Origin of the sequence: Agromyces mangrovi, assembly GCF_030296695.1 — a bacterium.
Taxonomy (GTDB): Bacteria; Actinomycetota; Actinomycetes; order Actinomycetales; family Microbacteriaceae; genus Agromyces; species Agromyces mangrovi.
Genome location: NZ_AP027737.1, coordinates 1,398,543 through 1,413,813 on the forward strand (window position 1 = coordinate 1,398,543; position 15,271 = coordinate 1,413,813).

A 15,271-nucleotide genomic window follows, 5' to 3' on the forward strand; every position below is an offset into this window, starting at 1 on the left:
TCTGCACAGCGGGAAGCCGACCGTGAGGAACCCGCCGAGAATGGAGAAAGTCATGCGCAATTCCAGAGCACGGTACGGCCTCATGCTGGCCGCGGGGGTCTCCGCCCTCGCGCTGCTGGCGGGCTGTGCGGCGACCGACACGGCCACGGGATCCGACGAACCCGTCGAGATCGCCGACGGCGAGCCCGGTCCCGCCGAGGACACCGAGATCACGGTGGCCATCCCCTTCCCCGACATCACGATGTACTCGATGTACGTCCTCGCCACCGACCTCGGGTACTACGAGGAGGAGGGCCTCACGGTCGAGGTGATCACGGCCGACAACGTCACCGCCGCGGTGGCCTCGGGCAGCGCCGACATCGGCGTCGAGAGCACCGGCACCGTGATCGAGGCGATCCGCGGCGGCGTCGAGGTCGAGCTCGTGAGCGGCCACTACTGCCGCCAGAACTTCGACTTCGCCGTGCAGGACGGCATCACCTCGGTCGACCAGCTCGAGGGCACCTCGGTGGTGCTCGCCGGCACGCCCGGCGACCCCGCGGAGTTCCAGCGCGCGCTGGTGCTGCAGGAGGAGGGCTGGGACCTCGACACGGTGAACGTCGAGGTCGTCTACCCGGGCCCCGGCTCCGAGTCGTGGACCGAGTTCTTCGTGAACGACCGCATCACGCTGCAGCCGTTCTACGGCGACGACCTGCCGGCGCTCGAGGCGCACGACGCGAACATCATCGTCGAGTCGCTGCGCAACTGGGCGAACGACGTGCAGATCGCCGGCGACGGCTGGATCGAGGAGAACCCGAACACGCTCGTGCGCTTCCTGCGCGCGACGATCAAGGCGACGCAGTACCTCACCGCGCCGGCTCCGGGCGAGTTCCCCGAGAACGTCGACAGCGTGCTCGACATCTACGAGGCCAACGACTTCGACGTCGCCGACCTCCGCGAGAACGAGACGCCGTGGGTGCTCGACGGGCACCTGGCCTGCGACAACCTCTACTTCGACGCCGCGGCGTGGGACGAGACGGTCGAGACGCAGTCGCTCCAGCCGATCGAGTTCGACGACGCACAGCTCGCGTACCTGCTGAAGGCGCAGGAACTGCTCGGCATCGACAACGCCGGACCGGAGACGCTGCCCTACCCCTGAGTCGGGCCGTATCCTCGAAGCGCCCCCACCGCAGCGCATGACGGTGGGGGCGCTTCGCTGTGCACGGGAGTGTTCCGTGCGCATTCGAGGGCGAGCGGATGCCCCTGGCGCGCGCCCATGGTCGGCCGGCGCACCCGGTCGGCGCAGTGTCCCGGGATCCGCGCCGGCCAGCCGCCGCCATTGCGGCCAGCCATGCGGCTGGCCGCGGCGCAGACTGGCCGCAGCGGATCTCGCCGGGAGCAGGTCGCGCTCGTGCGAGGCATCCGCCCGCCCTGGCCCTAGCCCCGCCCGGGCACGCGAGAAGCCGGCCCCCGTCTACTGCGCATGAAACGGGGGCCGGCGGTCTTCTCGCGGGGCGCCTACTCCTTCGACGGCAGCGCCGCGATGGCCTCGATCTCGAACAGGTAGTCGGGGTTGGCGAAGCCCGCGACCTGCACGAGCGTCGACACGGGGAAGTCGTGCGTGAAGAACCGCGCGCGCACCTCCCGCAGCTCGTCGCGCATGAGCCGGAAGTCCTCGCCCAGGTAGACGTTGACCTTGACGATGTCGGCCATGCTGCCGCCCGCCGACTCGAGCACGCGGCGGAGGTTGTCGAACGCGACCTCGGCCTGCTCGACCGCGCCCGTCGGCATGGTGCCGTCGAGCCGGTAGCCGATGATGCCGCTCACGAACAGCAGGTCGCCGCCCGAGACCCGGATGGCCTGGCTGAAGTCGGCCGTGGGCGGGTAGACGCCCTGCGGCACGATGATCTCCTTCTGCATCCGCACTCCCTTCCGCGGGCCGCCCGTCAGGACGCGCCCATGATCTGCCGGTCGTCGTACCAGGGCGCGAGGCGCTTGCGCAGCGCCGCGATGAGCACGAGCGTGAGGTTCGCGATGATCACCATGACGATGACCATGGCGATCGCCTCGTCCATCTGGAACTGGTAGGCGGCGTACTCGAGCATGTGGCCGAGGCCGCCGGTGCCGCCGAGGAACTCGCCGAGCACCTCGCCCGTGAACCCGAGGGCCGCACCGCGCTGGATGCCCGCGAGGGAATACGGCAGCGTCGCCGGGAAGATCACCTTCCAGCCGAGCGCGACGCCGTTGACCCCGTAGACGCGGCCGGCGTTCACGAGCGAATCGCTCACCGTGACGGCGCCCTCCATCGTGTTGAGGATGATCGGGAACACCGCGAGCAGGAACACCAGCGCGATCTTCGACTCGTTGCCGAGCCCGAGCACGAGGATGAACAGCGGCGCGAGCGCGACCTTCGGCGTCGAGTAGAGCAGCCAGAGGAACGGCGCGACCGTGAACCGCAGCACGGGCGACCAGCCGACCGCGAGGCCGACGGTGACGCCGACGACCACGGCCATCAGCAGCCCGATGACGAGGTTCTGGAAGCTGAAGACGAACGCCTGCCAGAACTCCGGGTCGACGAGCAACTGCAGGAACGACGCGAAGACGGCGGTGGGCGGCGGCAGGAATGCGGCGGGCACGAGCTGCAGCCAGGTGACGGATGCCTCCCAGACGAGGAGGATCGCGGCGATCACGGCGAGGAGCAGCCAGCGCCACTTCGCCTCGCCGCCGACGAGGTTGCGCGGGCGCAGCACCCGGGGTGCGGTGGTGATCATCGGCGGGCCTTCCTGGTCCACGGCGCGACCCAGCGTTCGATGCCGGTCATCACCTGCGTCATGCCGACGCTCCACACGACCACCACCGCGATCGCGGCGAAGGCCTGGTCGGTCTGGTACGTGTTCGCCGAGCGGATGATGAGCGCGCCCATGCCCGAGGACGAGCCGGCGAGCTCGGCGACGACCATGCCGATCGTGGCGAGCACGACGGCCTGCCGGAGACCGGCGAACAGGAACGGCACGGTCGTCGGCAGGAACACCTTGCGGTAGAGGTCCATGCGCGAGCCGCCGTAGACGCGACCCGCGCGGATGATCGACTGGTTCGTCGTGCGCATGCCCGCCGCGATGTTCAGCAGGATCGGGAACAGCGCGCTGATCGTGACCAGGAAGATCACGGGCCCGATGCCGAACCCGAACCACGCCTTGGCGAGCGGCTGGTAGGCGATCGCGGGCGTGGCGTAGATCGTCCACGCGATCGGCCCGACCACCCGGTCGACGGGCAGCGAGCTGCCCATCAGCAGGCCGACGGGCACGCCGACCACGACCGCGATCGCGAAGCCCGTGAGCCACGCCTGCATCGAGATGGCGATGTTCGACCACAGTGCGCCGCTCTGCAGCAGCTCGACGAACCCGCCGGCGATCGCCGACGGCGGCGGGAAGAACACGGGGTTGATCCAGCCGAGCACGCCGACGACGAGCTCCCACAGCGCGAGCAGGATGACGACCTCGACCGCGATGACCACGGCCTTGCCGCGCGTGTCCAGGCTCGCGAGCCACGCGGCGACGCCGGTCTTGCCGAGGTTCGGCCCCGAGGCCAGGAGGGTGCTCATCCGTCCTGCACCTTCGTCGCACGTGTCTTCGTGCTCGAGCTGTGCGCGGCCGCCGTCGCTTCGCCCTGCAGCGCGTCCCACAGGTGGTCGCGCAGCTCGAGGAAGCGCGGGTCGGACTGCACGCTGCGCTCGGAGCGCGGCCGATCGAGCCGGGTCTCGATGATCTCCTTGATCGCACCCGGGTGGCTCTTGAAGACGACGATGCGGTCGCCCAGCAGGATCGCCTCCTCGATGGAGTGCGTGATGAAGAGCACGGTCTTGCCGGTCGCGGCGATGAGCTTCTCGATCTCGTCGCGCATGACCTCGCGGGTGAGCGCGTCGACGGCGCCGAGCGGCTCGTCCATCAGCAGGATGCGGGGCTTCGCGACGATCGCGCGGGCGAGGCCGACGCGCTGCTGCATGCCGCCCGACAGCTCCCGCGGGTACGACGACTCGAAGCCCGAGAGGCCGACCAGGTCGACCGCCTCCTGCACCCGGTCGCGCCAGCCGTCGCCCTTCAGCCCCTTCTGCATCTCGAGGCCGAACTTCACGTTGTCGAAGACCGTGCGCCACGGCAGCAGCGCGTAGTCCTGGAACACGACCGCGCGGTCCGGCCCGGGCCCGGTGACCGGCTCCCCGGCGACGGTCACCGTGCCGGTGGTCGCCTGCACGAGCCCCGCGATCACGTTCATGAACGTGGTCTTGCCGCAGCCCGAGGGGCCGAGCACGGTGATGAACTCGCCCTCGCGCACGTCGAGGTCGACGCCCTCGATGGCGGTCAGGGTGTTGCCGGTGCGGGCCACGTTGTACCGCACGCTCAGGTCGCGCACCGAGATCAGCGGCTCGGATGCCGTGGTCTCGTCGCGTTCGCTCGTCTCGGTCATGGGCGCACTCTCTCTCACCGTCATTGGTCGGCTCCTCGGGTTCCGGCGTCAGCGCAGCTTCGGCAGCACCTCGCTGCCGAGGAGCTCGATCTGCTCGAAGAATCGGTCGAACTTGAACCGGAAGTCGAACACCAGGTGCTCGACGCCCAGCGCCTGGAACTTCCTGATCTCCTCGACGGCCTCGTCCGGGTTGCCGACGATGAGCTGGCCCTCCAGGTCCTCGACGGTCTCGAAGGTACCCGAGGGGGCTTGACCGCGAACTTGGCCTTGTTGGCCCACGCGAGCAGGCCCGGCACGTTGACGTGCTGCAGGGCCTCCTCGCGGGTCTCCTCGATCGACGTCGGGGGGATCACGGCGACGGTCGGCATGGGCCGGCCCGAGGCATCCGTCATCTCGCGCATCTTCTGGATGCGGCGGTCCATCGTCGCGAGCGAGATGCGTCCGGGCATCCACCCGTCGGCGTACTCGGCCGCGAGACGGGCCGAGCGCGGGGTCGCGCCGCAGTACCAGAACGGCACGCGGCCGCCGACGGGCTTCGGCTCGATCGTCACGTTCTCGAACGAGAAGATGCCGTCGTCGTAGGTCACGTCGTTCTCGGTGAACACGCGCTTCAGGATCTCGGCGTTCGAGCGCACCGCCTCCACGCGGTCGAGGTCGCCCCAGCCGATCGCCTCGAACTCGTGGTCGAACGTGCCGGCACCGAAGCCGAGGATGAGGCGCGGCCCGACGAGCTGCGTGATCGTGCCGGCCATGAGCGCGGTGACGAGCGGGTGGCGGAACGGGATGAGCGAGCCGGTGCCCAGCTCGAGCTTCTCGGTGACGGCGCCGATCGCGGTGAGCGTCGTGAGCGCGTCGTAGAAGGTGCGGTTGGGCTTCTCCATCTCGCCGTGCGGCTCGAAGACCAGGTGGTCGCGCACCCAGACGGAGTCGAAGCCCTTGGCCTCGGCGAGCTTGGAGCCCTCGAGGAGCTTCTCGCGGCTGGCCTGTTCGCCGAAGTGGGGCAGCAGCAGTCCGAATTTCATGGTCACTTCAGGTCCTTCCCGGCCAGGTCGGCCGTGTGCTCGGCGGCAGCAGCCGCGGGGTCGTTGCGGGCGGCGGCGAGCACGCCGTACCCGGGCTCGCCGACGACGGCGCCGTCGGCGTAGACGTCGCGGCCGCGCACGATGGTGCGCTCGATGCGCGCGCTGATCGTGCGGCCGTCGTAGGGGTCCATCCGGTCTTCGACATGACGTCGTCGTTGGTGATGGTCCACTCGTGCGCCATGTCGGCGATCACGAGGTCGGCGTCGGCGCCGACGACGAGCGATCCCTTGACGCCCGCGAGGCCGAACTTCGCGGCCGGCACCGTCGCGACCATGTCGATCGCGCGCTGGAGGGTGAGCTCGCCGCGGTTGACGGCGTCGAGCATGAGCTCGTAGTAGTACTGGATGCCCGGCGTGCCGGTGTGGGCGCTCCACATCTCGGTCCAGCCGATCTCCTTCTCCTCGCGCGTGTGCGGCGCGTGGTCGGAGCTGGCGATGTCGATCGTGCCGTCGCGCATGCCCTCCCAGACGGCGGCGCGGTTGTCGTCGGGCACCCAGTACGACAGGGCGTAGGGCCCGAGCACCTGCACGTCCTCCCAGGTGGAGAGGAACGGCGCCCAGTGGTTCACCTCGCAGGTGACGTCGACGCCCGCGGCCTTGGCGCGACGCACGGCCTCGATCGAGCGCCGGGTCTGGATGTGCGCGATGTGCACGGGGCATCCGGATGCCTCGGCCAGACGCAGCACGACGTCGATCGCCGTGTCCCAGATGACGCCCTCGCGTGCCGCGTACGCCGACGCGTAGCCCTCGGGGGTGTTGTCGCCGCGGGCGAGGTACTGGCCCTCGATGTAGTCCATCAGCGCTTGGTCGTGCGGGTGGATGATGAACCGCTTCCCCGTGCCGACGATCTCGTCCATGATCTGCAGTAGGTGGCCGTGGTCGTGCATGCCGGTGCCGGCGGGGTGCGGGTAGGTGCGGCCCGTGTCGACCACCATGTAGATCTTGTAGGCGCGGATGCCCATGTCGGACATGCCCTGGATCTCGGCCGGCTTCGTGGGTGCCGGGTTGTGGTTCCAGTCGACGATCGAGGTGCGGTCGTAGCGCTCGAACACGTCGGTGAGGGTCGCGACGTCGGTGGTCGGCGGCTGCAGGTTCGGCATGCCGAAGATGGTCGTGACCCCGCCGGCCGCGGCCTGCTGCGTGGTGGTGAGGATGTCGTCCTTGTGCTCGTAGCCCGGCTCGCGGGTGTGCACGTGCACGTCGACCATGCCGGGCAGCACGAGCCGGCCGGTCGCGTCGATCGTGCGGTCCGACTCGATCGCCACGTCGCTGCCGACGATGCCCGCGATGCGGCCGTCGGCGACGAGGACGTCGGCGGTGGTGGGGCCGGAGGGCGTCATCACGACGCCGCCGGCGATCCTGAGGTCGATGCTCACTGGGGTGCCTCCATGTGCTCGGTGGTCTCGGCCGCGCCGTCGGCGGCCGCGGTGCGCACGACGACGTCGCTCGGCTGCACGTGGCGGTCGAGCCAGTCGACGATGCGGGGGGTCGTCTGGGTCCAGTAGCGGTCGTACGCCGCGTAGTGGGTGGTGTGCCGCTGCATGATGAGCTGCTTCGGGCCCTGCGCGGCTTCGTAGAGGCGCTCGGCGTGGTCGGTGGGCGTCGTCGCGTCGCCCTCGACGCCGATCACGAGCAGCGGGGTGGTGAGGCGTTCTGCCGCGTCGATGGGGCGGTAGACGAGGATCTCGTCGGCGGCCGAGAGCGGCACGGCGCTCGGGATGCGGTCGTCGACGTCGGCCTTGATCTTGGTCGCGCGACGCTCGGGCGTCGGCACCATGATCTCCTCGCGCGGGTGCACCAGGCGGCCGGTGCCCGTCGCGACCCGCGCCCGGCAGTCCTCCTCGAGGCCGGCGAGGAACGAGAGCCACTCGTGCTCGGGGCGCATGCGGTGCAGCCAGTCGGCGCCGTCGGCGACGGGCACCTGGCTGACAGCGGCGCGCACGCGGGGGTCGGCGTCGGCGAGGAGCACGGCGTTGCCGCCGCCGGTGCCGCCGGTGCCGAAGACGCCGATCGCGTCGGCGATCACGTCGTCGCGGATGGTGAGGTAGGTGACGGCGTTGACCAGGTCCTGGAGCTGCCGGACCGGCGAGAGGATGCCGCGGTCGCCGCCCGAGTCGCCGAACCCGCGGTAGTCGAACACGAGCACGCCGAAGCCGGCCGCCACGAGGGCCTCGTGGTAGCGCACGTAGAGCTTGGCGTCCTTGAGGCCGAGCCAGCCCGGCCCCTGCACGATCGCGCGGAACGGCCCGTCGCCGTCGGGCGTGCGCCAGAGGCCGGCGATGCGGTCCCCCTCGCTGAAGAACTCGACCGGGGTGGTCTTCATGGATGCGGTCCTCTCGGATCGAACGACGTGGTGCGCGGGATCCGGCGGCCGGACGATGCTCCGTCCGTCTGCGCCGGTGTCGGAGGTCTCCGCTCGGCCCGCACACTCATCTTGTCGGATTCTGGATCCAGAATCCAGTATTGATTTCTGAGATCCGTGCGGAGTATGCTGCCGAACGACCGCCGGTCCTGCTCTGACCGGTGCGAAGGCCCGGGCTTTGGGTCGAGTCGCCGACGTTCGTCGGATCCGTACACCTGGCGCGCTGTGCAGCGCGCCGTACCGACCCGGAAGGCCCCATGCCCGCTGCATCCGTCTCCCCCGCCGCGCCCTCGCCGCGACCCTGCCCCTGGCAGCCCTGCTGCTCGCCGGCTGCGCGACCTCCGCAGCCCCCGCCGAGACCGCCGAGCCCGACGCCGCCACCGCCACCGGCTACCCGCTCACGATCGACAACTGCGGCACCGAGGTGACCTTCGACGCCGCCCCCGAGCGCGTGGTCACGGTGAAGTCGTCGACCTACGAGCTGATGCTCGCGCTCGGCCTCGGCGACCGCATCGTCGGCGTCGCCTTCACCGACGGTCCGGTGCCGGAGGCGTACTCGGGGCTGTCCGACGAGATCCCCGTGCTGAGCGACCGCGTGCCGTCGCAGGAGGTCACCCTCGCCGCCGAGCCCGACCTGGTCTTCGCCGGGTGGGAGTCGAACTTCTCGGCCGACGGCGCAGGCGAGCGCGACACGCTCGAGCAGCTCGGCGTGCACACCTACGTGGCCCCCGCCGCGTGCAAGGCCGAGGGCTACATGCCCGACCCGCTCACGTTCGACGAGGTGTTCGCCGAGTTCGCCGAGGCGGGCGAGATCTTCGGAGTGCCCGCCGCGGCCGAGGGCCTCGTCGCGGGCCAGCAGGCCGCGCTCGACGAGATCGTGCCGAACGACGACGGGCTCACCGCGCTCTGGTACAGCTCGGGCGACGACACCCCCTACGTCGGCGCGGGCATCGGCGCACCGCAGATGATCATGGATGCCGCGGGCCTCACGAACATCGCCGCCGACGTGCACGACACCTGGACCTCGATGGGCTGGGAGGCGATCGTCGACGCCGAGCCCGACGTGATCGTGCTCGTCGACGCCGCCTGGAACACCGCCGACCAGAAGATCGCGCTGCTCGAGCAGAACCCCGCGACCGCCGCGCTCCCCGCCGTGCAGCAGCAGCGCTACGTGGTGGTCGACTTCCCCGCGACCGAGGCGGGCGTGCGCAACGTCAGCGCGGTCGAGTCGATCGTCGCGCAGCTCGAGGAGCTCGGGTAGCCATGACGCAGCAGACGGATGCCTCGGAGCGCGCGACGAGCGCGCCCGGGGCGTCCGTGCGCGACGGCGCCGACTCGCCCGGCCGGCCGCAACGCGGCGCGCGACCGGGCCTGCGCACGGCGGGCTGGGCGGTGCTGTTGGGCGTCGCCCTCGTGGCATCCGTCGTCGTGGCCGTGACCATCGGACCCGCCAGCCTCAGCCCCGCCGACGTGCTCGCGAGCGTGCTCGCGCACCTCGGCATCGGCGAGCCGACCCTGTCGCCGCTGCGCGACGGCATCGTCTGGGAACTGCGCATGCCGCGCGTGCTCACGGCCGCCGCGGTCGGCGCCGGGCTCGCGCTGTGCGGCGCCGTCATGCAGGCGCTCACGCGCAATCCGCTCGCCGACCCGTACCTGCTCGGCCTCTCGTCGGGTGCGTCGGTCGGCGCGGTCGTGGTGATCGTCCTCGGCGCAGGGCTGCTGCTGCCGGTCGCCGCGTTCGCGGGCGCACTCGTCGCACTCGTCGCGACACTCGGGCTCGCGAGCGCCGCGGGCGCGCTCACCCCGACGCGCACCGTGCTCGCCGGCCTCGCCGTGTCGAGCGTGTTCGGCGCGATCACGAGCCTCGTCATCTTCTGGAGTGCGACCGGCGACAGCTACCGCGAGATCCTCAGTTGGCTGCTCGGCTCGCTCGCGGGCACCGACTGGACGTCGGTCGCGATCGCCGGTGGCGCCGTGGTGCTCATCGGGCTGCCGCTCATCGCGAGCGCCCGCACGCTCGACGCGTTCGCGTTCGGCGACACCGCGGCCGCCGCGCTCGGCGTGCACGTCGGCCGCAGCCGCGCGCTGCTGCTCACCGGCACCGCGCTGCTCACGGGCGCGCTCGTCGCGGTCTCCGGGGCGATCGGATTCGTCGGCCTGATCCTGCCGCACGCCGTGCGCCTGCTCGTCGGCTCGCGCCACCGCGCGCTGCTGCCGCTCTCCGCGCTCGCGGGCGCGCTGTTCCTCGTCTGGGCCGACACCGGCGCGCGCACGCTGTTCGACCCGCGCGAGCTGCCCGTCGGCATCCTCACCGCCCTCATCGGCGGCCCCGTGTTCGCACTCATCATGCTCCGCAGCCGGAGGATCTCATGACCCGCACGACGCCCGACGCCCGCACCCCCGCGCGCCGCACCCCTGACCTCCTCCGCGAGTCGTCACGAAGTGTCGGAATCCGCGGGTCCGAAGCGGCACTTCATGACGACTCGGTGAACCCGGCGGGCCGGGAGGCGGGGCTCGCGGGCGAGCGGGTGCGGTTCGCGCGCGGCGAGCGACTCATCGTCGACGACGTCGACATCACGGTGCCGGTCGGGCAGGTCGGCGCGCTCGTCGGCCCGAACGGGGCCGGCAAGTCGACGCTGCTGCACCTGGTCGCGGGGCTCCAGCGAGCGGATGCGGGTGCCGTGCGCTTCGGCGACCGCGACCTGTCGACGCTGCGACGCCGCCACCGCGCCAGGGTGATCGCGCTCGCCGAGCAGGAGGTGCGCGACGAGCCGGGCCTGCGCGTGCACGAGGTCGTCGCCCTCGGCCGCACCCCGCACCTGGGTGCGTTCCAGGGGCTCGGCGAGTTCGACCGCGCGCTCGTCCAGCGCTGCATCGACGACGCCGGGCTCGCCCACCTCGCCGACCGCGAGTACGGCACCCTCTCGGGCGGCGAGCGCCAGCGGGTGAACCTCGCCCGCGCCCTCGCGCAGGAGCCCGCGCTGCTGCTGCTCGACGAGCCGACGAACCACCTCGACATCCGTGCGCAGCTCACAACGCTCTCACTGCTCGGCGAGCTCGCGCGCGGCGGGCTCACGGTGCTCGCCGCCCTGCACGACCTCGGCCTCGCCGCCGCCTACGCCGACCACGTCGTGGTGCTGCACGCGGGCCGTGTCGTCGCCGCCGGCCCGGCCGCCGAGACCCTCACGCCCGACCTGATCCTCGACGTGTGGGGCGTGCGCGCCGACGTGCTCGAGCATCCCCGCACCGGCCGCCCCCTCATCGCCTACGTCGACGACCGCGACTGACCACCAGCGGCGCCTGGTCAGGCGGCGTGCGGCAGCGGCTTCGGGAAGAGGAAGCGCACGACGACGAGCGCGATCGCCGCGCCCACGAGCTGCGCGCCGATGTAGGGCAGCACGGATGCCGGGGCGATGCCCGCGAACGTGTCCGAGATCATGCGGCCGACCGTGATCGCCGGGTTCGCGAAGCTCGTCGACGACGTGAAGAAGTACGCCGCACCGATGTACGCGCCGACCGCCGGCCCGGCCCACGCGGCGCGTCCCGTGCGGGCGAGCGCGAAGATGAGGCCGACGAGCCCGGCGGTCGCGACGACCTCGGCGAGCAGGTGCGCGGGCGTCGCGCGATCGGTCGTGCTCCAGGTGGCGGCGGGCAGCGCGAACATGAGGTTGGCGACGACGGCGCCGGCGAGGCATCCGATCACCTGCGCCGGGATGTACCGCGCCACGTCGCCCCAGCCGCGGTACCCCAGCGCCGCGTCGACGAGCGAGACCACGGGGTTGAAGTGCGCGCCGCTGACGGTCTGGTACGCGAGGATCAGTACGGCGAGCCCGAACGCGGTCGCGATCGAGTTGATCAGCAGCGCGAGCCCGGTGTCGTCGGTGAGCGAGGCGCCCATGATGCCGGAGCCGATCACGACGGTCGCGAGCCCGGCGCTGCCCAGGAACTCCGCGGTGAGACGGCGGGCGGATGCCGCGTTCACGCGTCGCCCAGCACGGCGGCGAGGCCCTCGAGCGCGCCCGGCACGAGCGAGAAGTACGCCCAGGTGCCGCGCTGCGACCGGGTGAGGAACCCGGCCTCGGTCAGCACCTTGAGGTGGTGCGACACCGTGGACTGGCTGAGCCCGACCGGCTCGATCAGGTCGCACACGCACGCCTCGCCGCCCTCGGACGCGGCGACGATCGACATCAGCCGCAGCCGCGTCGGGTCGGCGAGCGCCTTGAGCGCGTGCGCGAGCTCGAGGGCCTCGTCGTGGCCGAGCGGCTCGGTGACGAGCGGGGCGCAGCAGGCGGCGGCGGATGCGGCGGAGTCGCCGCCGACTGACACGACAGCGACCGCCGGGGCCGCGCCTGCGATCGTGGCGCCGTCGGGGGCGTCGAGGAGGGCGATGGGTCGGCTGGTCACGCGGAACACGCTACCGCATATCGACGTTCATCGATATAGTCGTGTTGCACGCTTCATCGATGAACATCGATACAGGAGACACCATGACCCTCGTCGACCTCATGCCACCCGCCACGACCCGGCCCCGCCTCGACGCCCTGCCGGTCGCGATCATCGGCGCGGGCCCCATCGGGCTCGCCGCCGCCGCCGAACTGCACGCCCGCGACATCCCGTTCACGGTGCTCGAGGCCGGTCCGCGCGTCGGCGACGGCATCCGCTCGTGGGGGCACGTGCGGCTCTTCTCCTCGTGGGCGCTGCTGGTCGACCCGGCCGCCGGCGAGCTGCTCGACGCCGCCGGCTGGGCCGCGCCGAACCCCGCGCGCCTGCCCACCGGCGACCAGTTCGTCGACGACTACCTCGAGCCGCTCGCGGCCCTCCCTGCGCTGGCCCCGCACATCCGCACCGGCGTCGAGGTGCTCGCCGTGAGCCGCGAGGGCATGGACCGCACCCGCACCACCGGTCGCGCCGCCGCGCCGTTCGTGCTGCGCACCCGCGACGCGTCCGGGGATGTCGAGGAGGTGCGCGCCCGTGCCGTGATCGACGCCTCGGGCACGATCCGCACCCCGAACCGGCTCGGCTCGAACGGCCTCGACCCGCTCGGCGCGACCGACGTCGCCGACCGTATCGTCCCGCCGCTGCCCGACGTGCTCGGCCGCGACCGCGCGCGCTTCGCAGGCCGCCGCACGCTCGTCGTCGGCGCCGGGCACTCGGCGGCGCACACGCTGCTCGCCCTGGTCGACCTCGCCCGCGAGGAGCCTGGCACGTCGGTCACGTGGGCGATCCGCTCCGCCCACGCCGTGCGCCTCACGTCGAGCGACGACGACGGCCTGCCCGCGCGCGCCAGCATCGGCCAGCACGTCGACAACGCGGTCGACGCCGGCGCGATCGCGCTGCTCGACCGGTTCGAGATCGTGCGCCTCGGGGCATCCGCCACCGGCTCCATCGAAGTCACCGGCTCGCGCGTCGGCGACCTCGTGACCCACGAGTTCGACCTCGTCGTCAACGCGACCGGGTTCCGACCCGACCTCGAGATGCTCCGCGAGATCCGCCTCGAGCTCGACGACGTGGTCGAGGCGCCGAGGCGCCTGGCCCCGCTGATCGACCCGAACGTGCACACCTGCGGCACGGTCGAGCCGCACGGATACGCCGAGCTGGCACACCCGGAGCCCGGCTTCTTCCTCGCCGGCATGAAGAGCTACGGTCGCGCGCCGACCTTCCTCGCCGCGACCGGCTACGAGCAAGTGCGCTCGATCGCCGCGTGGCTCGCAGGCGATGCCGCCGGTGCCGCGTCGGTCGAGCTCGTGCTGCCGGCGACGGGCGCCTGCTCGACCGACGGCTCGGCGGGCGGATGCTGCTGAGCCCGAGGCATCCGTCGCCCTCACCGCGCCCGCGCGGGCGTAGCCTGAACCGGTGACCGAGCTCTCCGCGCAGCGCCGGCAGGCGCTCGACGCCCTCGCCGACGAGTTCCTCCTGCTCACGCCCCGCGGCCGCCGCATGATCGGCATCGACGGCCCGAAGGGTGCGGGCAAGTCGCGCTTCGCGCACGACCTCGCCGACGTGCTGCGCGAGCGCGGCGTCGAGGTGGTCGAGGCCTCGCACGACGACTTCGCCCGGCCGAGCGCCGAGCGCTGGGCGCGCGGCCGCCACTCCGCGTGGGGCAACTACCACGACACGTTCGACGACGGCGCGCTCCGGCGCGAGTTGATCGAGCCGTTCCGGGTTCGGGCGGCGGATGCCTCGCCGCAGCCGCCGTTCCGCACCCGCGTGTTCGACCTGGCGACCGACCTGCCCGTGGACGAGCCCGCCCGCACTGCCGGCCCCGAGGCGGTGCTCGTGGTGGACGGCGCCTTCCTGCACCGCCCCGAGCTGCGCGGCGTCTGGCACTTCTCGGTCTGGCTCGACGTCGACCCCGCCGAGCGCGCCCGGCGCCTCGCGGCGCGCGACGGACTCTCCACCGACCCCGACGACCCGCTCGCCGCCCGCTATGCCGGCGCGCACGACCTGTACCTCGACGACGCGCACCCCAACACGGCCGCGACCGCGATCGTCGACAACACCGACCCGGATGCCCCGCAGCGCCGCTTCGCCGACTACTGCGTGGTGCCGCCCCGCGCCCGCTGACCCGCGGTCAGGAGAGGATGTCGGCGGTGCGGATGCGACCCAGGGCGAGCGCGCCGAAGACCGCCACGTAGCCGGCCTGCAGCAGGGCGTTGGCGGCGAACGTGTCCCAGAACGGGGGCTGCCGCATGAGGTCGGCGAAGTCGAGCCAGTAGTGCGTGAACAGCCACGGGTGCAGCCACTCGAGCTGGGGCAGCGCGCCGAGGATCTGCGCGGTCACCGCGAGGATCGCGGTCGTCGCCATCGCCCCGACCGGCACCCGGGTCATGGTCGACAGGAACAGGCCGATCGCCGACAACCCGAGCATCGACACCGTCACGTACCCGGCGATCGCGAGGAAGCGCAGCAGCCCCTCGCCGAGGCTCACGGTGTCGCCCGACAGCAGGGTGACCGGCCCGATCGGGAACAGCACCGCACCGATGCCGATGCCCGCGACCACGACCGTGAGCGCGGCCGCAAGGCAGAACACGGCCGCCCCCGCGTACTTGATCACGAGCAGTCGCACGCGCCCGGCCGGCGCGAGCAGCAGGTAGCGCAGCGTGCCGTTGCTCGCCTCGCCCGCGATGGTGTCGCCCGACACGACGGCGATCGTGAGCGGCAGGAAGAGCGGCGTCGCGACGACGAGCGCGGTCACGCCCACGAACACGCCGTTCTGCGTGACCTGGTCGAGGAACGGCGGCCCCCGCCCTCGCCCGAGGTGAGCCGCACCGCCACCGCGATGAGGATCGGGATGAGCGCGAGCGCCCCGAGCATCGCCCACGTGCGCCAGCGGCGGAACATGGTGCGCAGCTCGGAGCCGAACAGCGCGAGGCCGGGTCCGCGCGCCG

Annotated in this window: 15 protein-coding genes and 1 pseudogene; 6 read left to right on the top strand and 10 right to left on the bottom strand. The window is 72.1% G+C overall.

The genetic code is table 11. The features are described from left to right. Positions 1–52 precede the first annotated feature (52 nt). Entirely contained in the window at positions 53–1,135 is a 1,083-nt protein-coding gene (locus QUE38_RS06645; RefSeq protein WP_286310904.1) for an ABC transporter substrate-binding protein, read from the top strand. Between the two features lie 359 nt (positions 1,136–1,494). Here the strand turns inward: QUE38_RS06645 and QUE38_RS06650 are convergent, their stop codons facing one another. From QUE38_RS06650 to QUE38_RS06680, 7 genes are read right to left on the bottom strand one after another with little or no spacing between them, the layout of a single operon-like run. Beyond that, positions 1,495–1,896, bottom strand: a complete 402-nt coding sequence (locus tag QUE38_RS06650; RefSeq protein WP_286310906.1) for a RidA family protein — start codon at positions 1,894–1,896, stop codon at positions 1,495–1,497. Between the two features lie 26 nt (positions 1,897–1,922). After that, positions 1,923–2,747 carry an ABC transporter permease gene (locus tag QUE38_RS06655; RefSeq protein WP_286310907.1) on the bottom strand — a complete coding sequence of 275 codons (825 nt, stop codon included), beginning with the start codon at positions 2,745–2,747 and terminating at the stop codon, positions 1,923–1,925. Then, positions 2,744–3,577 carry an ABC transporter permease gene (locus tag QUE38_RS06660; RefSeq protein WP_286310909.1) on the bottom strand — a complete coding sequence of 278 codons (834 nt, stop codon included), beginning with the start codon at positions 3,575–3,577 and terminating at the stop codon, positions 2,744–2,746. Before QUE38_RS06660 ends, QUE38_RS06655 begins: the two co-directional genes overlap by 4 nt. Beyond that, positions 3,574–4,440 carry an ABC transporter ATP-binding protein gene (locus tag QUE38_RS06665; RefSeq protein WP_286310910.1) on the bottom strand — a complete coding sequence of 289 codons (867 nt, stop codon included), beginning with the start codon at positions 4,438–4,440 and terminating at the stop codon, positions 3,574–3,576. The genes QUE38_RS06660 and QUE38_RS06665 overlap by 4 nt, the downstream gene beginning before the upstream one ends. 20 nt (positions 4,441–4,460) lie before the next feature. Further along, positions 4,461–5,462 carry an LLM class flavin-dependent oxidoreductase gene (locus tag QUE38_RS06670; protein WP_286310912.1) on the bottom strand — a complete coding sequence of 334 codons (1,002 nt, stop codon included), beginning with the start codon at positions 5,460–5,462 and terminating at the stop codon, positions 4,461–4,463. A 7-nt stretch (positions 5,463–5,469) separates the two neighbouring features. Further along, on the bottom strand, positions 5,470–6,897 hold the full coding sequence (locus tag QUE38_RS06675; RefSeq protein WP_286310914.1) for a dihydroorotase: 1,428 nt from the start codon (positions 6,895–6,897) through the stop codon (positions 5,470–5,472). Continuing rightward, positions 6,894–7,844 (bottom strand): alpha/beta hydrolase, encoded by a 951-nt coding sequence (locus QUE38_RS06680; protein ID WP_286310916.1) that lies wholly within the window; start codon positions 7,842–7,844, stop codon positions 6,894–6,896. The genes QUE38_RS06675 and QUE38_RS06680 overlap by 4 nt, the downstream gene beginning before the upstream one ends. A gap of 217 nt (positions 7,845–8,061) precedes the next feature. Here QUE38_RS06680 and QUE38_RS06685 point away from each other — a divergent pair, with 217 nt between their 5' ends. Genes QUE38_RS06685 through QUE38_RS06695 form a run of 3 tightly spaced genes read left to right on the top strand, consistent with a single transcriptional unit; the run spans position 8,062 to position 11,170 of the window. After that, positions 8,062–9,144, top strand: a complete 1,083-nt coding sequence (locus tag QUE38_RS06685) for a putative F420-0 ABC transporter substrate-binding protein (protein ID WP_433996952.1) — start codon at positions 8,062–8,064, stop codon at positions 9,142–9,144. Between the two features lie 2 nt (positions 9,145–9,146). Continuing rightward, entirely contained in the window at positions 9,147–10,256 is a 1,110-nt protein-coding gene (locus QUE38_RS06690; protein ID WP_286310919.1) for a putative F420-0 ABC transporter permease subunit, read from the top strand. Continuing rightward, positions 10,253–11,170 carry an ABC transporter ATP-binding protein gene (locus tag QUE38_RS06695; protein WP_286310922.1) on the top strand — a complete coding sequence of 306 codons (918 nt, stop codon included), beginning with the start codon at positions 10,253–10,255 and terminating at the stop codon, positions 11,168–11,170. Before QUE38_RS06690 ends, QUE38_RS06695 begins: the two co-directional genes overlap by 4 nt. Positions 11,171–11,187: 17 nt before the next feature. On the opposite strand, the gene QUE38_RS06700 is transcribed toward QUE38_RS06695, so the two are convergent. Both QUE38_RS06700 and QUE38_RS06705 read right to left on the bottom strand, forming a co-directional pair. Next, the gene (locus tag QUE38_RS06700; RefSeq protein WP_286310924.1) at positions 11,188–11,865 is read right to left on the bottom strand and encodes an aquaporin; all 678 of its coding nucleotides are present in this window, start codon (positions 11,863–11,865) and stop codon (positions 11,188–11,190) included. Continuing rightward, a complete protein-coding gene (locus QUE38_RS06705; RefSeq protein WP_286311690.1) occupies positions 11,862–12,209 on the bottom strand; it encodes an ArsR/SmtB family transcription factor in 348 nt (115 codons plus the stop codon). Before QUE38_RS06705 ends, QUE38_RS06700 begins: the two co-directional genes overlap by 4 nt. Positions 12,210–12,370: 161 nt before the next feature. On the opposite strand from QUE38_RS06705, the gene QUE38_RS06710 reads away from it, so the two are divergent. Together QUE38_RS06710 and QUE38_RS06715 are read left to right on the top strand one after the other, a co-directional pair. Further along, positions 12,371–13,684: an NAD(P)-binding domain-containing protein gene (locus QUE38_RS06710; RefSeq protein ID WP_286310926.1), complete on the top strand. Its 1,314-nt coding sequence runs from the start codon at positions 12,371–12,373 to the stop codon at positions 13,682–13,684. Between the two features lie 52 nt (positions 13,685–13,736). Next, the gene (locus QUE38_RS06715; protein ID WP_286310928.1) at positions 13,737–14,447 is read left to right on the top strand and encodes a nucleoside/nucleotide kinase family protein; all 711 of its coding nucleotides are present in this window, start codon (positions 13,737–13,739) and stop codon (positions 14,445–14,447) included. Positions 14,448–14,454: 7 nt separating this feature from the next. Here QUE38_RS06715 and QUE38_RS06720 read toward each other — a convergent pair. Next, a pseudogene (locus tag QUE38_RS06720) lies at positions 14,455–15,224 on the bottom strand (ABC transporter permease). Positions 15,225–15,271 lie beyond the last annotated feature (47 nt).

Excerpts from the sequence above, each read along its gene's own strand:
- QUE38_RS06665 (WP_286310910.1), bottom strand. The coding sequence starts at position 4,440 with ATGACCGAGACGAGCGAACGCGACGAGACCACGGCATCCGAGCCGCTG.
- QUE38_RS06660 (WP_286310909.1), bottom strand. The coding sequence starts at position 3,577 with ATGAGCACCCTCCTGGCCTCGGGGCCGAACCTCGGCAAGACCGGCGTC.
- QUE38_RS06645 (WP_286310904.1), top strand. The coding sequence starts at position 53 with ATGCGCAATTCCAGAGCACGGTACGGCCTCATGCTGGCCGCGGGGGTC.
- QUE38_RS06670 (WP_286310912.1), bottom strand. The coding sequence starts at position 5,462 with ATGAAATTCGGACTGCTGCTGCCCCACTTCGGCGAACAGGCCAGCCGC.
- QUE38_RS06695 (WP_286310922.1), top strand. The coding sequence starts at position 10,253 with ATGACCCGCACGACGCCCGACGCCCGCACCCCCGCGCGCCGCACCCCT.
- QUE38_RS06655 (WP_286310907.1), bottom strand. The coding sequence starts at position 2,747 with ATGATCACCACCGCACCCCGGGTGCTGCGCCCGCGCAACCTCGTCGGC.
- QUE38_RS06710 (WP_286310926.1), top strand. The coding sequence starts at position 12,371 with ATGACCCTCGTCGACCTCATGCCACCCGCCACGACCCGGCCCCGCCTC.
- QUE38_RS06690 (WP_286310919.1), top strand. The coding sequence starts at position 9,147 with ATGACGCAGCAGACGGATGCCTCGGAGCGCGCGACGAGCGCGCCCGGG.
- QUE38_RS06680 (WP_286310916.1), bottom strand. The coding sequence starts at position 7,844 with ATGAAGACCACCCCGGTCGAGTTCTTCAGCGAGGGGGACCGCATCGCC.
- QUE38_RS06650 (WP_286310906.1), bottom strand. The coding sequence starts at position 1,896 with ATGCAGAAGGAGATCATCGTGCCGCAGGGCGTCTACCCGCCCACGGCC.